At 72.3% G+C, this 18,261-nt stretch carries 20 protein-coding genes; 13 read left to right on the top strand and 7 right to left on the bottom strand.

The annotated features are described in order from the left end of the window. Window positions 1-99 precede the first annotated feature (99 nt). The 8 genes from IEY91_RS22300 to IEY91_RS22265 all read left to right on the top strand — a co-directional run bounded on the left by IEY91_RS22300 (window position 100) and on the right by IEY91_RS22265 (window position 8,484). Window positions 100-1,569: an FG-GAP-like repeat-containing protein gene (locus IEY91_RS22300; RefSeq protein ID WP_229697155.1), complete on the top strand. Its 1,470-nt coding sequence runs from the start codon at window positions 100-102 to the stop codon at window positions 1,567-1,569. Between the two features lie 116 nt (window positions 1,570-1,685). Beyond that, the gene (locus tag IEY91_RS22295) at window positions 1,686-2,915 is read left to right on the top strand and encodes a glycosyltransferase (protein WP_189175405.1); all 1,230 of its coding nucleotides are present in this window, start codon (window positions 1,686-1,688) and stop codon (window positions 2,913-2,915) included. A gap of 68 nt (window positions 2,916-2,983) precedes the next feature. Beyond that, window positions 2,984-4,027, top strand: a complete 1,044-nt coding sequence (locus IEY91_RS22290) for a phosphotransferase family protein (protein WP_189175404.1) — start codon at window positions 2,984-2,986, stop codon at window positions 4,025-4,027. A 130-nt stretch (window positions 4,028-4,157) separates the two neighbouring features. Continuing rightward, complete coding sequence (locus IEY91_RS22285; protein ID WP_164316995.1) at window positions 4,158-4,340, top strand: hypothetical protein; 183 nt, start codon at window positions 4,158-4,160, stop codon at window positions 4,338-4,340. Between the two features lie 68 nt (window positions 4,341-4,408). Next, window positions 4,409-5,068, top strand: coding sequence for a hypothetical protein (locus IEY91_RS22280; RefSeq protein WP_229697154.1), 660 nt, complete (start codon window positions 4,409-4,411; stop codon window positions 5,066-5,068). Further along, window positions 5,065-5,997: a DUF6895 family protein gene (locus IEY91_RS22275; protein ID WP_189175402.1), complete on the top strand. Its 933-nt coding sequence runs from the start codon at window positions 5,065-5,067 to the stop codon at window positions 5,995-5,997. Before IEY91_RS22280 ends, IEY91_RS22275 begins: the two co-directional genes overlap by 4 nt. After that, window positions 5,994-7,067 (top strand): serine hydrolase domain-containing protein, encoded by a 1,074-nt coding sequence (locus IEY91_RS22270; RefSeq protein WP_189175401.1) that lies wholly within the window; start codon window positions 5,994-5,996, stop codon window positions 7,065-7,067. Before IEY91_RS22275 ends, IEY91_RS22270 begins: the two co-directional genes overlap by 4 nt. A gap of 94 nt (window positions 7,068-7,161) precedes the next feature. Next, window positions 7,162-8,484: a phytase gene (locus IEY91_RS22265; RefSeq protein WP_189175400.1), complete on the top strand. Its 1,323-nt coding sequence runs from the start codon at window positions 7,162-7,164 to the stop codon at window positions 8,482-8,484. A 92-nt stretch (window positions 8,485-8,576) separates the two neighbouring features. On the opposite strand, the gene IEY91_RS22260 is transcribed toward IEY91_RS22265, so the two are convergent. Continuing rightward, window positions 8,577-9,734 (bottom strand): S1 family peptidase, encoded by a 1,158-nt coding sequence (locus IEY91_RS22260; RefSeq protein WP_373287998.1) that lies wholly within the window; start codon window positions 9,732-9,734, stop codon window positions 8,577-8,579. A gap of 252 nt (window positions 9,735-9,986) precedes the next feature. On the opposite strand from IEY91_RS22260, the gene IEY91_RS22255 reads away from it, so the two are divergent. Next, the gene (locus IEY91_RS22255) at window positions 9,987-10,130 is read left to right on the top strand and encodes a hypothetical protein (RefSeq protein ID WP_189175399.1); all 144 of its coding nucleotides are present in this window, start codon (window positions 9,987-9,989) and stop codon (window positions 10,128-10,130) included. Further along, window positions 10,127-11,281, top strand: coding sequence for a PRC-barrel domain-containing protein (locus IEY91_RS22250; protein ID WP_189175398.1), 1,155 nt, complete (start codon window positions 10,127-10,129; stop codon window positions 11,279-11,281). The genes IEY91_RS22255 and IEY91_RS22250 overlap by 4 nt, the downstream gene beginning before the upstream one ends. 47 nt (window positions 11,282-11,328) lie before the next feature. Here IEY91_RS22250 and IEY91_RS22245 read toward each other — a convergent pair whose 3' ends face one another. Then, entirely contained in the window at window positions 11,329-11,760 is a 432-nt protein-coding gene (locus IEY91_RS22245) for an ATP-binding protein (RefSeq protein ID WP_189175397.1), read from the bottom strand. 135 nt (window positions 11,761-11,895) lie between these two features. Here IEY91_RS22245 and IEY91_RS22240 point away from each other — a divergent pair, with 135 nt between their 5' ends. Then, window positions 11,896-12,774 carry a DUF1206 domain-containing protein gene (locus tag IEY91_RS22240; protein ID WP_189175396.1) on the top strand — a complete coding sequence of 293 codons (879 nt, stop codon included), beginning with the start codon at window positions 11,896-11,898 and terminating at the stop codon, window positions 12,772-12,774. A gap of 51 nt (window positions 12,775-12,825) precedes the next feature. Here the strand turns inward: IEY91_RS22240 and IEY91_RS22235 are convergent, their stop codons facing one another. Next, entirely contained in the window at window positions 12,826-13,647 is an 822-nt protein-coding gene (locus IEY91_RS22235) for an acyl carrier protein (RefSeq protein ID WP_189175395.1), read from the bottom strand. A gap of 207 nt (window positions 13,648-13,854) precedes the next feature. Then, on the bottom strand, window positions 13,855-14,799 hold the full coding sequence (locus IEY91_RS22230; RefSeq protein WP_189175394.1) for an amidohydrolase family protein: 945 nt from the start codon (window positions 14,797-14,799) through the stop codon (window positions 13,855-13,857). A gap of 204 nt (window positions 14,800-15,003) precedes the next feature. Between IEY91_RS22230 and IEY91_RS22225 the strand changes: the two genes are divergently transcribed. Next, the gene (locus IEY91_RS22225; protein ID WP_189175393.1) at window positions 15,004-15,576 is read left to right on the top strand and encodes a transcriptional regulator; all 573 of its coding nucleotides are present in this window, start codon (window positions 15,004-15,006) and stop codon (window positions 15,574-15,576) included. A 116-nt stretch (window positions 15,577-15,692) separates the two neighbouring features. Here IEY91_RS22225 and IEY91_RS22220 read toward each other — a convergent pair whose 3' ends face one another. After that, the gene (locus IEY91_RS22220; RefSeq protein WP_189175392.1) at window positions 15,693-16,577 is read right to left on the bottom strand and encodes an NAD(P)H-binding protein; all 885 of its coding nucleotides are present in this window, start codon (window positions 16,575-16,577) and stop codon (window positions 15,693-15,695) included. 38 nt (window positions 16,578-16,615) lie between these two features. Next, a complete protein-coding gene (locus IEY91_RS42370) occupies window positions 16,616-16,750 on the bottom strand; it encodes a hypothetical protein (protein WP_268240897.1) in 135 nt (44 codons plus the stop codon). A 91-nt stretch (window positions 16,751-16,841) separates the two neighbouring features. Here IEY91_RS42370 and IEY91_RS22215 point away from each other — a divergent pair, with 91 nt between their 5' ends. Continuing rightward, window positions 16,842-17,732 carry a LysR family transcriptional regulator gene (locus IEY91_RS22215; protein WP_189175391.1) on the top strand — a complete coding sequence of 297 codons (891 nt, stop codon included), beginning with the start codon at window positions 16,842-16,844 and terminating at the stop codon, window positions 17,730-17,732. A gap of 22 nt (window positions 17,733-17,754) precedes the next feature. Here IEY91_RS22215 and IEY91_RS22210 read toward each other — a convergent pair whose 3' ends face one another. Then, the gene (locus tag IEY91_RS22210; RefSeq protein ID WP_164316972.1) at window positions 17,755-18,231 is read right to left on the bottom strand and encodes a (2Fe-2S)-binding protein; all 477 of its coding nucleotides are present in this window, start codon (window positions 18,229-18,231) and stop codon (window positions 17,755-17,757) included. Between the last annotated feature and the right edge of the window lie 30 nt (window positions 18,232-18,261).

Genomic DNA, 18,261 nt, shown 5'->3' with positions numbered 1-18,261 from the left:
CCGTTCCGGCGGCCGCGCCGGTGAACTCCGTACAACCAGCTCCGCCCTTCGACGGTCACACCCGATAAGCCGTACACCGTCGACCGAGTGGGAGCCTCCGTGTCGCACAGCTGCCGCACCCTGACGTACGCCATCGCAGTCGCCGCCGCGGTCACCGCCGGGTTCGTGATCCCGGTGGGTGCCACCGCTGCCGCACCCCGTGTCACCACGAGCGACTTCAACGGCGACGGCTACGCGGACCTCGCCGTCGGCGTCCCGGAGGGAACCGTCGGCGGCAAGGCCAAGGCCGGGTACGTGAACGTCGTCCGGGGTGGTCCGAAGGGCGTCGGTGCCCACGGAAGCATCCGTGTCACCCAGGCCACTCCCGAGGTTCCCGGGACCCCGGAGGCGGGCGACCGCTTCGGTGCGTCAGTGGCTTTGACGGACCTCAACGGTGACGGCATCGCGGAACTGCTCGCCGGTGTTCCCGGCGAGGACGTCACCGACCGCGGTACGGACGCGGGCATGGTCATCGTCGTGGGCGGCTCGACGGGCGGGCCGGGGCCGGGGTCGACGGTCCTGACCGGGCCGTCGCCGTCGGCTGCGTACGGCAAATCGGTCGTGGCGGCCGACCTGACAGGTGGCGGCAACAAGGCGATCGTGGTCGGCGGCACGGACAAGGTCGTCGCTCGGGTCATCGTGGGCGAGGACAGCATGGTCACCACCGTCGTCGCCGCTCCGATGGGCGGCCGCGCCCCCGTCCTCGCCACCGGCGACTTCGACAGCGACGGCACGGCGGACCTGGCCGTGGCGTACTGGACCGCGGGCGTCCCCCACACGCAGTCCCACGTGCGCCTGTGGAGGTGGGACGCCGACCGGTCCGAGATGGCCAACTTCTGGAACACGGACAACGCGGGCGTGACCGCCCTGGCCGCCGGCGACTTCGACGGCGACGGCCACGACGACCTGGCGCTCGGCGAGTGCCGTGAGATCGCGGACGAGAACATCGACGACCCGTGCGGCCCGGAGGAACTCGCCAAGGGCGGCGGCGTCCACGTCCACTACGGAAGCCCCGCGAGCGGCTCGTTCGGCACCCGCGCCCAGACCCTCAACCAGGACACCGTGGGCGTCCCCGGCGTGGCCGAGGACGGCGACCGCTTCGGCGCCGCCCTCGCCGTCGCCGACGTCAACCGCGACGGCCGCGACGACCTGATCGCGGGCGCCCCCGGCGAGGCCATCGGAAGCAAAGCGCGGGCGGGCGCCGCCTGGCTGCTCCGCGGCGGCGCGAAGGGCCTGCTCGACGCGGCAGGCGCTGCCAGGTCCGTTTCCTGGAACCAGGACACACCCCGCGTCTCGGGCGTCGCCGAAGCGGGCGACGCCTTCGGCGCGGCGGTCGCCACGGGCGACTACAACGCCGACCGCGTACCGGATGTCACGGCCGGATCCCCTGGCGAGAACGCCTCCCTGGGCGCCGCATGGCTCCTCCCCGGCGGCTCGGCCGACAGCTCGACGGCCTTCTCACCCCGCACGCTCGGCCTCCCTTACCTCTCCACGGCTCAGAAGTACGGCAAGCCGCTGGGCAGCCACTGAGCGCACCCTCGCCCGGGGGACGTCCAGGCACAGGAGCGGATACCGGCCGACCCGCGCGTTTGCCGCCCGTGCGGCACCATGAGCTGGCCATACTGCTGTCTGTGCGTGTTGCGATCATGACGGCAGGTTCACGGGGCGACGTGGCTCCCTTCACCGGGCTCGGTGCCGCGCTCGTGGGTGCGGGGCACGACGTGACGCTGGTGACCCACGGGCTGTTCGCGGACCTGACCGAGGGCTCCGGCGTCCGCTTCCACGCCCTGCCGATCGACCCGAGGGCGGAGCTGCACTCGGACCGGGGCCGCGGGCTGCACCGCAGCGGCACCGGCACGGGCAAGCTGCTGCGTGTCATGGCAATGGCCAAGTCGGTGGCGGGGGAGCTGACCCCCGGCCTCGTCGAGGCGGCGAAGGGCAGCGACGTGCTCGTGCTGTCGGGCGCGGTCGCCCCGCTGGGATGCTCCATCGCCGAGGGCCTCGGGCTGCCGAGTGTCGGCGTCAACCTTCAACCCATGCACCCGACACGGGAGTTCGCACCTCCCATGGCCGGACTGCGTTCCCTCGGGCCCACCGGCAACCGGCTGGCCGGGCACGCCGTCAACGCGGTCATCGAGCGGATCTTCACCGACGCCGCGCGTGGGGTACGAGCGCAGCTCGGCCTTCCGCCCGGCAGTGTCGCGGCAACCCGTCGCGCCCGCGAACGCCAAGGGTGGCCGGTCCTGCACGGCTTCAGCCCGCACATCGTGCCCCGGCCCGCCGACTGGCGGCCCGGACTCGACGTCGTCGGATACTGGTGGCCGTACGACATGGGTCAACTGCCCGCGGAGCTCGAGGACTTCCTCGACGCCGGGCCTCCGCCGGTCTACATCGGCCTGGGCAGCGCCACCGTCCCGGATCCCGTGCGGTTCACCGACCAGATCGTCCGCGCCCTGCGCACCGCGGGCCTGCGCGGAGTGATCCAGCAGGGCTGGGCCGGTCTGACGGCCACCGGCGACGACATCCTCACCATCGGCGAGGTGCCGCACAGCCGGCTGTTCCCCCGCATGGCCGCGGTGGTCCACCACGCCGGAGCGGGCACCGCTGCCGCGGGCCTGCGCGCCGGAGTGCCCGCCGTGCCGGTCCCGGTCCAGTTCGACGAGATCTTCTGGGCGGCGCGCCTCACCGCACTGGGTACGGCACCGTGCGCGCTGCCCCTGCCCAAGCTCACCGCCGCCCGCCTCGCCGACGCGCTCGTGCGCGCCACGCGCGACCCGTCGTACCGGGAACGCGCCGGTACGCTCGCGGCCCGGCTCGCCACCGAGGACGCCGTGGGCCCGGTGGACGCGGTGCTCCGGCGGACGGTGGACGCCTGACCGGCGCCCTGGATGCCCCCCAGGAAAACAACTGCCCGCCGTCCCAAGGCAGTTGTTAGCGTGCGCGCATGAAGGCACTTCCCGACGATCTGCACGACGCGACCCTGCTTCGAGGCCTGGCGGCATACGGCATCACGCCAACCGACGTGACGTACGCCCCCGTCGGCTTCGGTGATTACCACTGGAAGGTCACCGGCGACGACGACCGACACTGGTTCGTCACCGTCTCCGACCTGGAGCACAAGGAACACTGCGGGGCGGGTGCGGAGGCCGCGCTCAAGGGGCTGCGGCAGGCCATGGACACGGCGGTGGCACTGCGGGAGCGCGACGGCCTGCGGTTCGTGGTCGCGCCCATCGCGCCCACCGCCCTCATCACACCCGTCACTCCCATTGCCACCGCAGACGTCGCCGACGTCATCGACGTGACCCACGACAGCCCAGTCGTCCCCCTGGGCGCACGGTACGCACTCACCGTCTTCCCTCACATCGACGGCCACACAGGCGAGTTCGGCCAGAAGCTCGACGACGCAGACCGCGACCGCGTCCTCGCCCTGCTCGCCCAACTCCACAGCCGCACGCCCCCGGACAGCACACCGACGACCCCGCTGGAACCCGCCGGACTGACCGCCGTGCACACTGCACTGCGCGACCTCGCCACCCCCTGGTCGGGCGGCCCCTTCGCCGAACCCGCCCGCCACCTCCTCGCCGACCACGCCACGGCACTCCGCACCCGCCTGGCCGACTTCGACGCGCTCGCCGCACACGTACGCCGCCGCGCCGCGCCCCTCGTCGTCACCCACGGCGAACCGCACCCCGGCAACCTCGTCCAGGCCGACGACGGTTACCTGCTCGTGGACTGGGACACGGTGGGACTCGCCGTCCCCGAGCGGGACTTGTCCCTGCTCGCGGACGACCCGGCGGCCCTGACCCACTACACCGAGCTGACCGGCCGCGCCCTCGACGCCGAGGCCCTCGAGCTCTACCGGCTGCGGTGGAGCCTGTTGGACGTGGCCGAGTTCGTGCGGTGGTTCCGCGGTCCGCACGGGCGGACGTCCGACACGCAGTCGGCGTGGGACGGCTTCACGGGGGCGCTGACGCAGTTGGCAGGGTGAGGTGCCGGCGTTCCGCCGCCCCACCTCGCCGCCACGCGAACTAAACAGACAATAATGAGGAATTACCCTAAAATGGTGCGAGGGCGGGCGTCACTGGTCATGGTGGCGACGTCTACATGAGGAGGCACTGATGCTTGCTCAGCACACACCGCTTCTCGTCACTCCGACGGACGCCACGGCGCTCGGCACGGCCATGGTGGAGCCTGAGGCGGTCCTGAGCGACGCGCCGACGTACGCGCCGGAGGCCACGGGAGCGCTCCTCCTGGGGCTGCTCATCTCGCCGAAGGAGCCGAAGGAGCCGAAGGGCAAGTGAGTCCTGATCGGTCGCAGACGGTGTACGCCGCTTCGGCGGCTGACCTGGCTCTTCGTGCCCTTGATGCCTTGCGCGGTGTCGAGGGCACGGCCTTGCTGGCCGAGCACGTCGAGCGTGCGGACGACCCCAAGGCGGCGCTGGCCGCGATCCGGGTCGTCGGAGCCGACGCCTTCGCCCCGTACCTGCTGGCGGAAGCAGTCTTCCATCCCGATGACGCGGCCGCGGTGAGCCAGTCCTTCGCCGTGTTCCCGCCCGCGGTGAGCACACCCGACCCGCCGCCGTCAGGGCCCGCCGAGCCCTGGATCGTCGCCTGGCGGGACTGGGCCACCGCCGCACTCCTCGCCCGCCTCACCGGGACGCAAGGGGACGGAACCCTGGCGCCGCGCCCGGAAGGCGCGCCCACGGACCACACCGACTGGCAGCGCTGGTCCGTCCGCATGAGCCAGCTCTCCCCGCTCGCCCTCCCCGCACTCGACGGCCCGGTGCACGCCGCGGCCCGCGCCGCCCCGCTAGCCCTCGCACGCGGAGCCACCCGCGCCGTGCTGCGCCGCGACTTCCCCACCGCCACCCGCATCGTTCGCTGGCTCGCGCTGCTGCACGCCGAGGGCGTACGCCTGCCGCTCGACCCCGTACCGCTCGTCGAGCACCTCCGTCTGCACGGCGGCGGCCCACGGCTCGCGCTCGACGCCGCCATCGCCCGGCGGCTGCTCGGACTGGAGGCCCCATGACGGCGTCCGTGACGCAGACCGCCCACCAGGTGAGCGCACAGGCCCTGGCCTGGCTGCACGCCCAGCGGGAGTGCGGCGTGCTGCCCGCCGACACCACCGCCGACCTCGGCGACCCGGACAGCGTCTACAAACCCCTCGGCGAGACCGCGCTCGCCGCCTCCCTCGTCCTGCGCGAATCCGCGGCCGGCAGCGTCGAGCTGAGCCAGGCTCACGAACTGATGGAGTTCTGCTGGCGGCAGTTCGGCGAGGGCGACATGCTCTACGAACGGCTGCTGCGGTACTCGATGATGACCGACCCGCTGGAGACGTACGCCCCCTTTGCCCGCTGCGGATTCCGCCACGAACCCCTGGAGCGGCTGCTCGCCCACACCAGCGCCCTGCGCTCGGTGCGGGCCGTCGAGGTCGTCCCCAACCGCAGGCTCGCCGTCGCCAACGCCGCCCGCGTCGTGGGCCTCGACCAGGGCGGACATGCCTACGACTGGCCGACCTTGGCGCGCGCCACCTGGCTCGGCGCCACCCCCGAGCCCTGGCTCGTCGACTGGATGACCGGCTACTGCGTCACCCACACGGTCTTCCACCTCACCGACTGGGGCGCCAACCCCACCGGCCTGCCCGACGACCTCACCGAGTACGTCACCACCTGGCTGCCCGTGTGGATCGACATCTGGGCCGAGATCGAGCAGTGGGATCTGGTCGCCGAACTCATGATCGTCGGCTGCTGCCTGAAGGAGCCGTACTGCGCGCCCGCCGACTGGGAGCGCCTCGCCCGCGCCCAGCACCCGGACGGCCTCGTGCCCCGCGACGGCGACCCCGTCCCCGACGACCCCGCACAGCGGTTCAACGACCACCAGCACACCGCCGTCGTCGCCGCGATCGCCGGCACCCTCGCGGTCTCCCGCACGCTGGGCGGAGCGGCGGACCCGCGGTGAGCGCGGGGGCGCCCGCCTGGGCCGCGGACCTGCTCGCCGCCCTGCGCAGCACCGCCCCCGGGGCCAGCGCGGTCGCCCTCGCGGTCCGGCGCGGCCCCGAACACGCCCTCCTCGCCACCGGCGCCACCACCCTGCGCGGCGACATCCCGGCCGACCCCGACACACGCTTCGAGATCGGCTCCCTCACCAAGACGTTCACCGCGCTGCTCCTGGCCGAGATGGTCGCGCGCGGCGAGGTCGCGTACGACGACCCGATCACGCGCTTCCTGCCGCGCACCGCCGCCCCGCACCTCCGCGACGCCCCCATCGCCCTGATCCACCTGGCCACGCACACCTCCGGCCTGCCCTCGCTGCCGCCCGGCCTCCTGCGCAGGGGCGCGCCCGCCTGGTTCAGCAATCCGTACGCCGACTTCTCCGCCGCCGATTTACACCGGGCGCTCGCCCGCGTTCGGCCGCGCGCCGCCCCCGGCAGCCGCGTGCGCTACTCCAACTTCGGCGTCGGCCTGCTCGGCAACCTGCTCACCCGCGCCGCCCACGGCCCCGGCGGCACCTTCGCCCCGCTGCTCGCCGCCCGCGTACTGGACCCGCTCGGCCTGACCCGCACCAGCTGCGCCGCCGACCAGCCGCAGGCCACCGGCTACTGGCACGGCCGGGCGCGCCCGCTCTGGCAGATGCCCGCCATGCCGGGCGCGGGCGCCGGCCGGTCCAGCGCCCGCGACCTCCTCACGACCCTCGACGCCCTCATCGACCCCGCCGCCGCGCCCCCCACCGTCCCCGGCACCCTGCGCACCGCGCTCGCCGACGTCACCACACCCCGCGTCGCCCTGCCCCGCACCGGCCGACGCATCGCCCTGATCTGGAACATCAGGCCCCGCCCCGGCCGCGACCTCTACCACCACTCCGGCGGCACCCGGGGCTTCACCACCTTCGCGGGCTTCAGTTCGCAGACGGGCGTGGCCCTCACCGCCCTGGCCAACACGACGCCCGCCGTGACCGGCACGTTCATCCAGCGGGCGTATCTGGAGCTGTGGTCGCTGGCGCAGGTCGAGGCGTCCCACACGCGTATGTAATGCGCATGCCATCACTCCTTCCGGGCGCGTACGCCCGCGCGTAACTCTCCATGAGCACGTAAGACCCTGCGTGCCCGCAAAGAGCTGCGCTGCCATGAACCGAAGGAGCCCATCCGTGCCCCAGTCCCGTATCCGGCGACCGAGCGTCCTCACCGTCGCGGCCGCGCTTGCCGCGCTCGCCGCGACGGCGCCCGCACAGGCGCACACGCCAAGCGCACTCCCCGCGCTCACGCCCAGGGCCGAGACGCCGCCGCTGTACGACGACGAGGCGGGCGGCAACGCGGACGCCGACGACCCGGCGATCTGGCGCGACACCGCGGAGCCGGGCCGCAGCCTGGTCGTCGCCACCGCCAAGGAGGGCGGCCTGCGGGCGTACGACCTCGACGCACGCCAGGTCCAGTCCGTGCCCGCGCCCGCGGGACCGGCGCCCGGCGACGCCCCGGGCCGCTTCAACAACGTCGACCTGGTGCACGGACTCAAGCTGTCCACCGGCCGCGCCGACCTCGCCGTGACCAGCGACCGCGGGAACGACCGCCTTCGCTTCTACCGCGTCGACCGCGACCGTCCCGGCGGCCCGCTCACCGACGTCACCGACCCGGCCGCGGCGCCCGTCTTCTCCGCGGGCCAGGACGAGATCAACGACCAGCGCACCGCCTACGGTCTGGCCACCTGGACCGACCGCAAGACCGGGCGTTCGTACGCCGTGGTCAGTCAGCGCGAGCGCACCCGGATAGCCCTCCTCGAACTGCTCCCCGGCCGCTCCGGCACCGTCGGCTACCGCAAGCTCCGCACCCTCGACCTGCCGTCGTCCTTCCGGCTGCCCGACGGCTCCTCGTGGACGCCGTGCGGCGAACCGGGCCAACTGCCCCAGGTCGAGGGCATGGTGGTGGACCCGGCCAACGGCACGCTGTACGCGGGCCAGGAGGACGTCGGCCTCTGGCGGCTCGACGCCGACCTCACCGGAACGCCCGCTCTGATCGACAAGGTGCGTGAGTACGGCGTGCCGGGGACGTACGACGAGGAGACGGAGGAGTGCGCCCCGGGCGCCGACCCCGGCTTCGGCGGCAAGCGGCTCGCCGCCGACGTCGAAGGGCTCACGCTGGTCACCGAGCCCGACGGCGACGGGTATGTGCTGGCCTCCAGCCAGGGCGACGACACGTTCGCCGCGTACGACCGCGAACGCGGTGACGACAACGAGTACGAGGGCGGCTTCCGCGTCACCGCGGCCTCCGGGACGCTCGACGGCGCGCAGGAGTGTGACGGCGCCGCCGCGCTCAACGCCCCGCTCGGCGCGGAGTATCCGCACGGCCTGCTCGTCGTCCAGGACGGCGACGAGACCCCGCAGGAGTCTGGCCGGGAGGCCACGGGCTTCAAGTTCGTACGCCTCGACGACGTCATGGACGCCGTGAAGGACTGAACGGGCTGATGAGCTGAACGGGACCGTGTCGGTGACTCCGGCCTCAGGACTTCGGAGTCACCGACGCGGCGCGGATCAGGCAGTGTGCGGGGTCAGGCGGTGTGCAGGGTCAGCCCGTAGCGGTTGAGGATCTCGTTCACCGGCTGGTACCACGTCTCCCCGCCGCTGCCGCAGTTGCCCCAGCCGCCGGAGGTGACGCCCTGGGCCTGGTCGCCGCTGATGAACGAGCCGCCCGAGTCACCGCCTTCGGCGCACACGCTGGTCTTGGTCAGCTGGTGCACGACAGTGCCGTCGGAGTAGTTGACGGTCTCGTTCTTGGCCAGGAGCTGCCCGCAGTGCCACTTCGTGGTGGAGCCGGAGCGGCAGATCGACGAGCCGACCGGCGCCTCGGCCGAGCCGCGCACCAGCCGGTCGGGGATGGCGCCCCAGCCCAGCACGACCGGAACGGTCCACCAGCCGTTGCCGACGGACACCCACGCGTAGTCGTTGTCGGGGAACGAGGAGCCCTGGAACGTGCCGATGTCGGAGCCGTCCCAGCCGCGCACGCCCGCGCCCGCGCGCCCGCAGTGCCCGGCCGTGACGAAGCCGCCGTGCACCGAGAAGCCGATGGAACAGCGGACGTTGCCGGTGTAGTACGGGTCGCCGCCCACGGTCCCGGCGGCGAACGTCCGCGGCCCCTCGGGAACCGTTCCCACCTCGACCGGCGCCGTGGCCCGCGCGCTCCGCAGGAAGGCCTTGACATCGTTGTCGGCGCGATGTCCGGCGACGACGTCGACGACGACACGATTGGCCTTGGCGTCCACACGCCAACTGGCCACATCCGCAGGCGCCTTGAGCTTGTCGACGCGTGTCTTCGCGGCGTTGAGCTCGGCGGCGCTGTGCCGGACGAGCCGGACGTCGGCGCCGGTCTCGCGTACGTCTTCGGCGGCCTGCCGACCGGTGACGGCGACGGTGAGCCGCCCGCGCTCGGCGTCGAACCAGGCGCCTCCGTACGAGGAACCCGCCGCCTTCTTGGCCGCGCGCTCGGTCTTGACGGCCCGCCGCTCGTCGGCGAGCCGCTCGCGCGCCGCGGCGGGACTCAGGCCGAGGTCGCGCCGCATGGCGTCCAACAGGCCTGCGGAAGCGGGGGCTTGGGACTTGGGGGCGGGGACGGGAGCAGCGGCAGCGGTGGAGGCGAGGCCGGTTCCGGCGCCGGTGGCCATCAGGAGCATGGCGGAAAGGCCGAGACGTGCGGTGGTTTTGCGTCTCACAGGGGGACCTCTCGTCGTTCCAACAGGGGGGTGGTGGAGCGGAGTTGAGTGGATGAGAGCGCTCTCAATCGTGGTGCGGCAGAGCGTAGAGAGGGCGTGCGGTCAAGTCCAGACCTGCGGCGCCGCCCGCCCCCGTCGTCCGCGACTTTCACTAAGGCGCGCGAAGCGGGGTACTCGGGGGTCCTGCTGCTCGACCGGGCCCGGTCGATGGGACGGGGCGCCGGTCGGTGGGACGGATCCGGGAGGTGGGTCATGGAGTTGTGGATGTGGGCGGTGCTCGGCGTGGTCGGCGTGGTCGTGGTGACGGGGCTGATCGCGGGGGTGCAGGCGCGTCGCCGCAGGGGGCGTGTGATCGTGGTGCGGCGCGGTGGCCGCGGGCGCAGGAGGATGTCATGAGGGAGCTGTATCTCGTCTCGGAGTTGGCCAAGCGGCCGGTCGTGACGCTGGGCGGCGAGGCCGTCGCCCAGATCAAGGACACGGTGTTCGACGGCGGCAGCGCGCGCGTCGCCGGATTCACGCTGGCCGGGCGCGGCATCTTCTCCGGTCCGCTGCACCGCGGTCTGCCGTGGACGGGAGTGCACGCGCTCGGCCCGGACGCGCTGATGATCCCGGACGCGGACGTACTGGCCGACAGGGCGGCGGTCGCCTCCGGCGCCGAGGCCGCCGCGGGCCTCGTGCACGGCACCAAGGTGCTGACCGACCGCGGTGTGGCCGTCGGCACCGTGCTGGACGTCGTGGTCGTCTCCGGCCGCAGCGGTGAGGTCGTCGGCGTCAAGATCGCGTCGAACGAGGCCTTGGGCCACCACGAGCGCGATGTCTACCTCGCGCTGCCCGGCCCGGTGGCGATGACGGGCGACACGGTTCTGGTGCCCGCCGAGGACACCGAGAACCTGGCCGCCGACCGGGTCCAACTCGACCATGTCGTCGCACGGCTGCGGGCAGTGGAGACGGCGGGGCGTGGAGCTGAGGGGGCGGCGGAGCGCGGAGCCGAGGGGTCGGCGCGGCGCGGAATCGAGTCACAGCACGACATGCGGAAGGGCGAGGAAGCGGAAGGGGCAGGCGACGGAGAACAGGGCGTGATGATGGTGCTCACCCAGCTCCTCGGGCGCTCGGTCGTCGACGCCGCCGGCGCCGCCCGCCTCGGGACGGTCGACGGGCTCGTGCTGGACGCGTCCCACGACCCCGGCCGTTCCCACAGCCGGATCGCCGCCCTGTGCCTGCGGGACGCCAAGACCGAGGACGAGGTGATCGCGTGGGCCGACATCCACGCGGTGGGGCCGGACGCCGTGATCGTGACGGCGGACCGGCCGGTATCGCTGGGCACGGCCGACTCGCCCGCCGCGTCGGAGAGCCAGAGCCTGCTGGGCAAGCGACTGCTGACCGACCTCGGCCACGACATAGGCACTCTGGACGACCTGACGTTCGACACCGGGACGGGCCGCGTCGAGAGGCTGACGTCCAGCCGGGGCGAGCAGCTCGCGGGGGAGCGCCTCATCGGGATCGGGACGTACGCCCTGGTCGTCAACGTCGTCAACGTCGTCAACTGAGACCACGTACGCCCTGGCCGTCGGCTGAAGGCTGAAACGCGCCCGACTCACCGCGTGCTCTGCGAACACCGCCCCGCACCGGGCGCCTTGAAGCAGGCCGTGATGGTCTTGCCGTCCGCCGTCGGGTGGACGCTCCAGGTGTCCGCGAGGGCCTCCACGATGGCGAGGCCGCGGCCGCCGACGCTGCTGTCGTCCGCGTCCCGCGGCGTCGGTGCCCCCGGCCCCGAGTCGTGCACGCTCAGGTGCAGCCCCTGCCCGTCCCAGGTCAGCACGACCTGGGCGCTGGTGTGCGCGTGGTGATGGGCGTTGGTGACCAGCTCGGAGACCGCGAGGACGACGGAGTCGACGGCATCCGGGTCGGCCTTCGTCCACCCGAGGTTCTCCATGTGGGCACGGGCCCACTCCCGCCCCGCTCTGACGCCTCGGGAGACGGGAAAGGACTGGGCCCACCCGACAGCTCGTACGGAAGCATCCGACATGACGCACCCTCACATGGTTTGCGTGATCTGCCGTTGGATGGCGAAACCTGCCGTCCCCTCCGGGTACCCCGTCCCGGCCCCTTCAAGGCGACCGCCACGCGCATCGCCGAGGGCCATAGGGGCACTCGCCGACCCATGGGCTTAGATGGTGCGGTGCAGAACGGGACGAACCAGGTGCGGCGGCTGGCCAAGGGGCGGGTCGTCGAGACGGCGGCACGGGCGGGCTTCGTCGCCCGAGGCGTTCTGTACGCGCTCGTCGGGCTCCTCGCGATGCGCATCGCGTTGACCGACGACAGCGGGCAGCGTGATGGCAGTGGACAACAGGACGGCAGCGGACAACAGGCGGACCGTGGCGGCGCGTTGACGGAGATCGCGGACAAGCCGTTCGGGAACGCCCTGCTGTGGCTCCTCGGTCTCGCCCTCGCGGGGATGGCCCTGTGGCGGCTCTCCGAGGCGCTGTTCGGCCAGGCGGGCCAGGACGGCCGCAAGGCTCGCAAGCGCCTGGCGTCGGCGGGCCGGTTCGTCTTCTACGGCGTGGTCAGCTACACCGTCCTGGCGTACGTGGCGGGGGACAAGGGAAGCGGCAGCGGCTCGTCGGACCGGCAGAGCGACGACGTCACGGCGACCGCGCTCGACTGGCCCTCGGGACAGTGGATCGTCGGCGCGGCGGGCGCGGGCATCATCGCGGCCGGATTGTGGATCGCCGGGCGGGCGATGCTGCGCAAGTACCGCAAGCACCTGCGGATGAGCGAGATGCCCGCCCCGCTGCGCCACACCGTGGACGTGCTCGGGATGGTGGGCGGCCTCGGCCGCGGCTGTGTCTTCGCGGCGGCCGGTGCCTTCGTCCTCGTGGCCGCCGTACGCCACGAACCCGGCGAGGCCAAGGGCATGGACGACGTCCTGCGCTCCTTCCGCGACACCCCGGCGGGACCGTGGCTGCTCGTCGCGGTGGCGCTGGCGCTCGTGGCGTTCGGCGTCTTCTCCTGGGCCAGTGCGCGCTGGCGGAAGGTGTGAGAGCCCGCCCCGGCCGGCCAGTGGGCGTGGCCGGCCGGGGAGCCGGGCCCGTCAGGGAGTGGTGACGTTCTTGACCGGAAGATCTTTGCTCGCGCCCGCGACGTAATAGTCCTTGGGCGCGGAGAAGAGCACGAACTCCTTGTCGTAGCCGCGGATCTTGGCGCGCACGGTGAAGTTGCCGCGGGCGTCGGTGGTGGTCTGCGCGTTGTACTCGGACTCGAAGTACGTACGCAGCAGGACGCGGGTTCCGGCGACCGGGCCGTGCCCGGTGGGCCAGGTGACCTTGCCCTTCACGACGAGGGTGTCGCCGGCGCGCACCTTGGTCTTGTTGACCTTGTAGGTGAGGGCGCTTGCGACGGGCTGCACACGGACCCTGGTGGAGGCGTAGAAGAAGTAGTTGTCGTCGGGGTCGCCCGGGTCGTACGAAGCCTGGAACTCCACCTGATGGCGGGGGGCCAGGAAGAGGCTGCCCTTGTCCTGCCACCGGTCCGCCCGGACGCTCGGCAGCGTGAACTGCCCCTTGTCGTCCGTGCGTACGGTGCCCAGGTCGAGGTGCTCCCGCTCGGTCGGGTCGATGGGGTCGCCCCAGGGGTTCCAGGTGTTGTAGAGGACGTCCTTGCCGAGCTTGACCGGCGCTTCCGCCACGGGCGTGCCGTCGGCGCGGGTCACGGTGCCGGTGAGGTCGACCGTGCGGTGGGCGTAGTCGGTGGCCGTGGGCGTGGTGGAGAGGGTCACCGTGAAGTCGCCGGGCGGCGGGTCGCTCGGCGTGCCCGGGGTGTCCGCCCCGTGGGCGGGTGCCGTGCCGACGGCGATGGTGGCCAGGGCGAGTGCCGCGGTCGCGGTCAGCCGGGCAGCCGGAATACGTAGACGCATCTGCACGTGAACTCCGTTGGTGTCGTGATCCGTTGAGGTCGTGATCGGTCCTGCCGACGGCGGCGAGGACGTCGACGCAGGATTCGACACGCGGTACGGCACCCGGGGTTGTAGGCGCGACAGAGCATGCATGTGCCGTACACGACACGTTCGACGGCACGTCGCCCACCGGACAGAACGAGGAACGACCTCGGGAGACGAACGACCTCAGGAGCCGACGGACGCAAGCCGCGGGATGAGGGCCTCGGCGTTGGCGCGGTGGATGGCGTGGAGCTGCCCGGGATCCCAGTGGGGGAACTCCTCCAGAGCGGTGTCGTGCACGGCGGCCCACTCCGTGGGGATCATCGGGAAGTCGCTGCCGTAGAGGATGTGCCCGGGGGCGGCGAAGGCGAGCAGCGAGGGCAGGGTGGCCGGTGCGGCGCTGAACGCGGTGTCGAAGTAGAAGCGGCGCAGGTCCTCCAGGAGGTTCTCCGGCGTGGTGTCGGGGCTCAGCCGCGCGGCCGCGGCGAAGCGCTGGGCGGCGTACGGCAGGAAGCCACCCGCGTGCGGCAGGATCACCTTCACCTCGCGGTGCCGGGCGAGTACGCCGTTGACGGCCATGTGCAGGGCGGTGCGGGTCGTGTCGTGGGGGAAGTCGACCAGCGGGGACGGCAGGCCGGGGACCATCGGTCCCGGCGGCGCGGTGGGGTGGACGAGGACGACGGCACCGCGGGCGTCCAACTCGGCCCACAGCGGCTCGAAGACGTCCTCGCCGAGGTAGTGGCCGCCGATGTTGGACATGAGGATGACGCCGTCGGCGCCCAGTTCGTCCAAGGCGTACGCGGCCTCGGCGACGGCGGCGTCGACATCCGGCAGCGGCAGGGCGGCGAAGTGGCCGAAACGCTCCGGCCGGTCCTTCACGAGCTCGGCGGTGTACTCGTTGACGCTCCGGGCCGAGGCGGGCGCCGCGGAGGTGTCGTCGGGGGCGGTGAGGGGAGCGGCGTACGACAGCACGGCGACGGCGATGGCCTGATGGTCCATCATCGCCAAGGCGCTGTCCTTGTCCCAGGCGGGCGCGGGCCAGCCGAGGGCCACGGCGCGCTCGGCGATGGCGCGGCCGCGGTCGGGCGGGATGAGGTGGTGGTGGATGTCGATGCGGCGGGGGTCGCTCATGGCTGTCCTGGTCTCCTTGGTCGCGCTCGCAGTCATGGCCGTCGCGGTCGCGGTGGCCGTCGCGGTTCCGGAAAAGGCTCCAGGCGCTCACTTTGGCAGAACCGAAATGAATCGCTGATTCTCTCCACCCGGCAATCCGGTAGCCTTGAGCCGCGCTGCAGCACAGGTCCATGAAGTCCCGTCAACCGCGGAGGGTGGGTACAGGTGTCGGAGCGGAATCGCGACTTCGGGAAGTACGGCGCCCGTGGCGTCAAAGGCCATGAGGCCGTCGCCCGTCGGCTGGACTCCCTCGCCGGTTACTTCACCACCCCGGTCACCGCCCCCCGAGGCCTGCTCGCCCGGCTGCACTACCTGACCCGCACGGACCACGCCCGCGCCGCCGCCCGCGCCGCGGGCCTCACCGTCACCCCCCGCACCCTCAAGGCGTGGCTCGACGGCGGGCGCAAGCCGTCCAGGAAGAACCTCGAGCGCGTCGAGGTCGCCTACCGCGCGGTGCGCCGCCAGAACGTGGCCCGCTACCTCCTCGGCCGCCTGAACGCCCAGGGCCGCGGCACGCGGGTCGAGATCCACCCGCTCAACCAGTCCCAGGTGTCCAGGCCGCGCCAGCGGGTCGTGGAGTACCGGAGCCTGAACGTGCGCCACTGGGACCGACTGGTCGAGGCCTGGGCGGCCGACGACGACCAGGCCCTCGACGAGGCGTGGGTGGAGCAGATCGTGGATCTGGGTTCCCAGTGGGGGCAGTACGAGTACGTCACCAATGTGGGGTTCGCCGCCTGACGGACGGTCGGCGGTGAATTCGGTCGCACTCCATGAAGTGGATTTCCTCGAATTCCGGTGCTTTCGCGTGCCGCACACAATTCCGCGCCGACGAATGACATCGGCGCGGAAATGACTCAGCCCGTCACGGCCGGCTTGAGGACTTCCTCGCACCACTGCCGGAACGTCGTCGGAGTCGTCGACTCCGCGGTGCGCGGAGCGGCGTTGTCGAGGCCCTGGTTCTTGGCGTCGAACATGTCGACCATGCCCTGCGCCATCGTTCCGGTCATCCCGAAACCGGTCATGCGCTGCTTGAGCGCCGCTCCCGTTATCTGACGGAAGCCGACCTCGATGCCGAGGACCTCGGAGATGATCTGCGCTATCGCGGTGGGGGACAGGTCCTCGGGCCCGAGACAGGCGACCTCGCCGGACCCGCCCCACCCTGCGTCGAGCAGCAGCCGTGCGGCGGTGGCGGCGATGTCACGGGTGGCGACGGTGGGGCTCTTCAGGTCCGGGTCGGCCATCGTGAAGAACAGGCCCTGGCCCTTGATGGCGTCGACCTGGTGGAGCAGGTTGTGCATGAACGACGGGCAGACCACGGCCCGGTAGGGGACGCCCGAGGCGCCGATCAGGTCGTCCATCGCCAGCGACGCCGTCACCAGGCCCGCACGCTCGGCCATCGGCGTGCCGCGGCCGAGCGCCGAGATGCCCACGACGCGCTTGACGCCGTGACGGGTGAACGCCTCGCACGCGGGGCGAGTGAAGTCCACGAAGGCCGCTTCGCCGCTGGGTGCGGCGGGGTCGGCCGGGGCGAGCCAGAAGACGGCATCGGCACCGGCACACGCACGGTCGATGACGGCGGCGTCGCCGTGCGAGCCCTCGACGATCTCGGCCCGCTCGCGAACCCTCGGCTCGAGCCGCGCGGGGTCGCGGGCGACGAGACGCAGCGGCTCCCCGCGGTCGAGCAGGTCGTCCACGAGGAGGCGGCCGATGGCGCTGGTCGGTGCGGTGATGACGATCATGGTTGTGCTCTTCTCCTGTGTGAAGTGGGGCGTGGAGGTCAGGCGGGGCGCGGGACGTACGCCAGGCCGTGGGCGCCGGACTCGCCGAACTCGGAGCTGTGCAGCCGGGTCAGGCTCCCCAGCGTCGGGAGGTCGACGACATCGACGGTGGACGAGGCGTTCTTCGCGGACACCTCCACCCTCCGCGCCGAAGGATTCCGCCACAATGCAAAGATGAGCACACAATCCTTGCCGCATACGTAATAACGCAGGTCAGGAGCGTTGATGGATCTCAACTTGCTGCGTGCCCTTGACGCGTTGCTCCGGGAGAACAGCGTGACCCGTGCCGCGGAGCGGCTCGGCACGTCCCCCGCGGCGGCCAGCCGCACGCTGGCCCGGCTCCGCCGAGCCGTCGGTGACCCGCTGCTGGTGCGCGCGGGCCAGGAGATGGTCCCGACCCCGCGCGCCCTGGAACTCCGGGAAGAGGTCGCCGCGTTGCTGCGCGGCTGCGACAACGTCCTGCGGCCCGGAGCCGGATTCGACGCCGTGCATCTCCAGCGCACCTTCACCGTGCAGGCCGCCGACCTGGTCCTCGCGGGCCTTGCCGGGCCCCTCACCGAGCGGATCCACAAGGAAGCCCCGCACGTGGACGTGGTCTTCCTGCCGGAGTCGGTGGAGGGCGGGCCCGCCCTGCGGCAGGGCCGCGTCGACGTCGAACTGGGCGTCCTGGGGCACCTGGACCCCGAGATCCACACCCGCCGGCTCACCCGCATGACGCTGGTCGGCGTCGCCCGCAGGGGTCACCCGCTCTTCGGGAAGCGGATCGACGCCCGCCGCTTCGCCGCGGCCGACCACATCGGCATCTCCCGGCACGGCAAGCGGCTCGGGCTCATCGACGACGAGCTCGCGGAACTCGGGCTGCGGCGCCGGGTCGCCGTCGTCGTACCGAGTCACACGAGCGCGATGATGCTCGCCCGCAACACCGACCTCGTCTCGCTCACCCTGGCCGACTGGCTCCCCGACACCACCGAGGCCATGGGTCTTCGCACCTTCCCGATCCCCCTCGACCTGGCACCGCTCGACATCGGGATGGCCTGGCACCCGCGCAACTCGGCGGACCCCGGCCACCGTTGGTTCCGCGACCACGTGGCGGCCGCGGTCCTCACCCGGCCATGAGCCCTCACCCGGCGATGCCCTCTCACATCTTCTCGGCGCCCGCCCTGACCGCCTCACGGATGCGGAAGTACGTGCCGCAGCGGCAGATGTTGCGCAGGCCGTCCAGGTCGGCGTCGGTGATCGGGCGGCCCTCCTCCGCGACGCGGCGGACCAGTGCGACGGCGGCCATGATCTGGCCGGGCTGGCAGTAGCCGCACTGCACCACGTCCTGGTCGAGCCAGGCCTGCTGCATCGGGTGCAGATCCGCGCCCACGGTGGCGGGGAGCCCCTCGATGGTGGTGACCTCGTCGGTGGGCCGCAGGTCCTTGACGGGTATGGCGCACGGGTTGGCCGCCTTGCCGTTGACATGGCTGGTGCAGGCCTTGCAGACGTTGATGCCGCAGCCGTACTTCGGCCCGGTCACGCCGAGGATGTCGCGCAGCACCCACAGCAGCCGCTCGTCGTCGGCGGCCTCGACGGTGACCTGCTCGCCGTTGAGGCGGAACGTGTGCTCAGGCACGGGAACTCCTGGTTTCGGCTTGTTCGGTGT

The organism is Streptomyces lasiicapitis (genome assembly GCF_014646335.1).
Classification (GTDB): Bacteria; Actinomycetota; Actinomycetes; order Streptomycetales; family Streptomycetaceae; genus Streptomyces; species Streptomyces lasiicapitis.
Note: the sequence above shows the minus strand (reverse complement) of the source record. Positions and strands in the feature narration are given on the sequence as shown.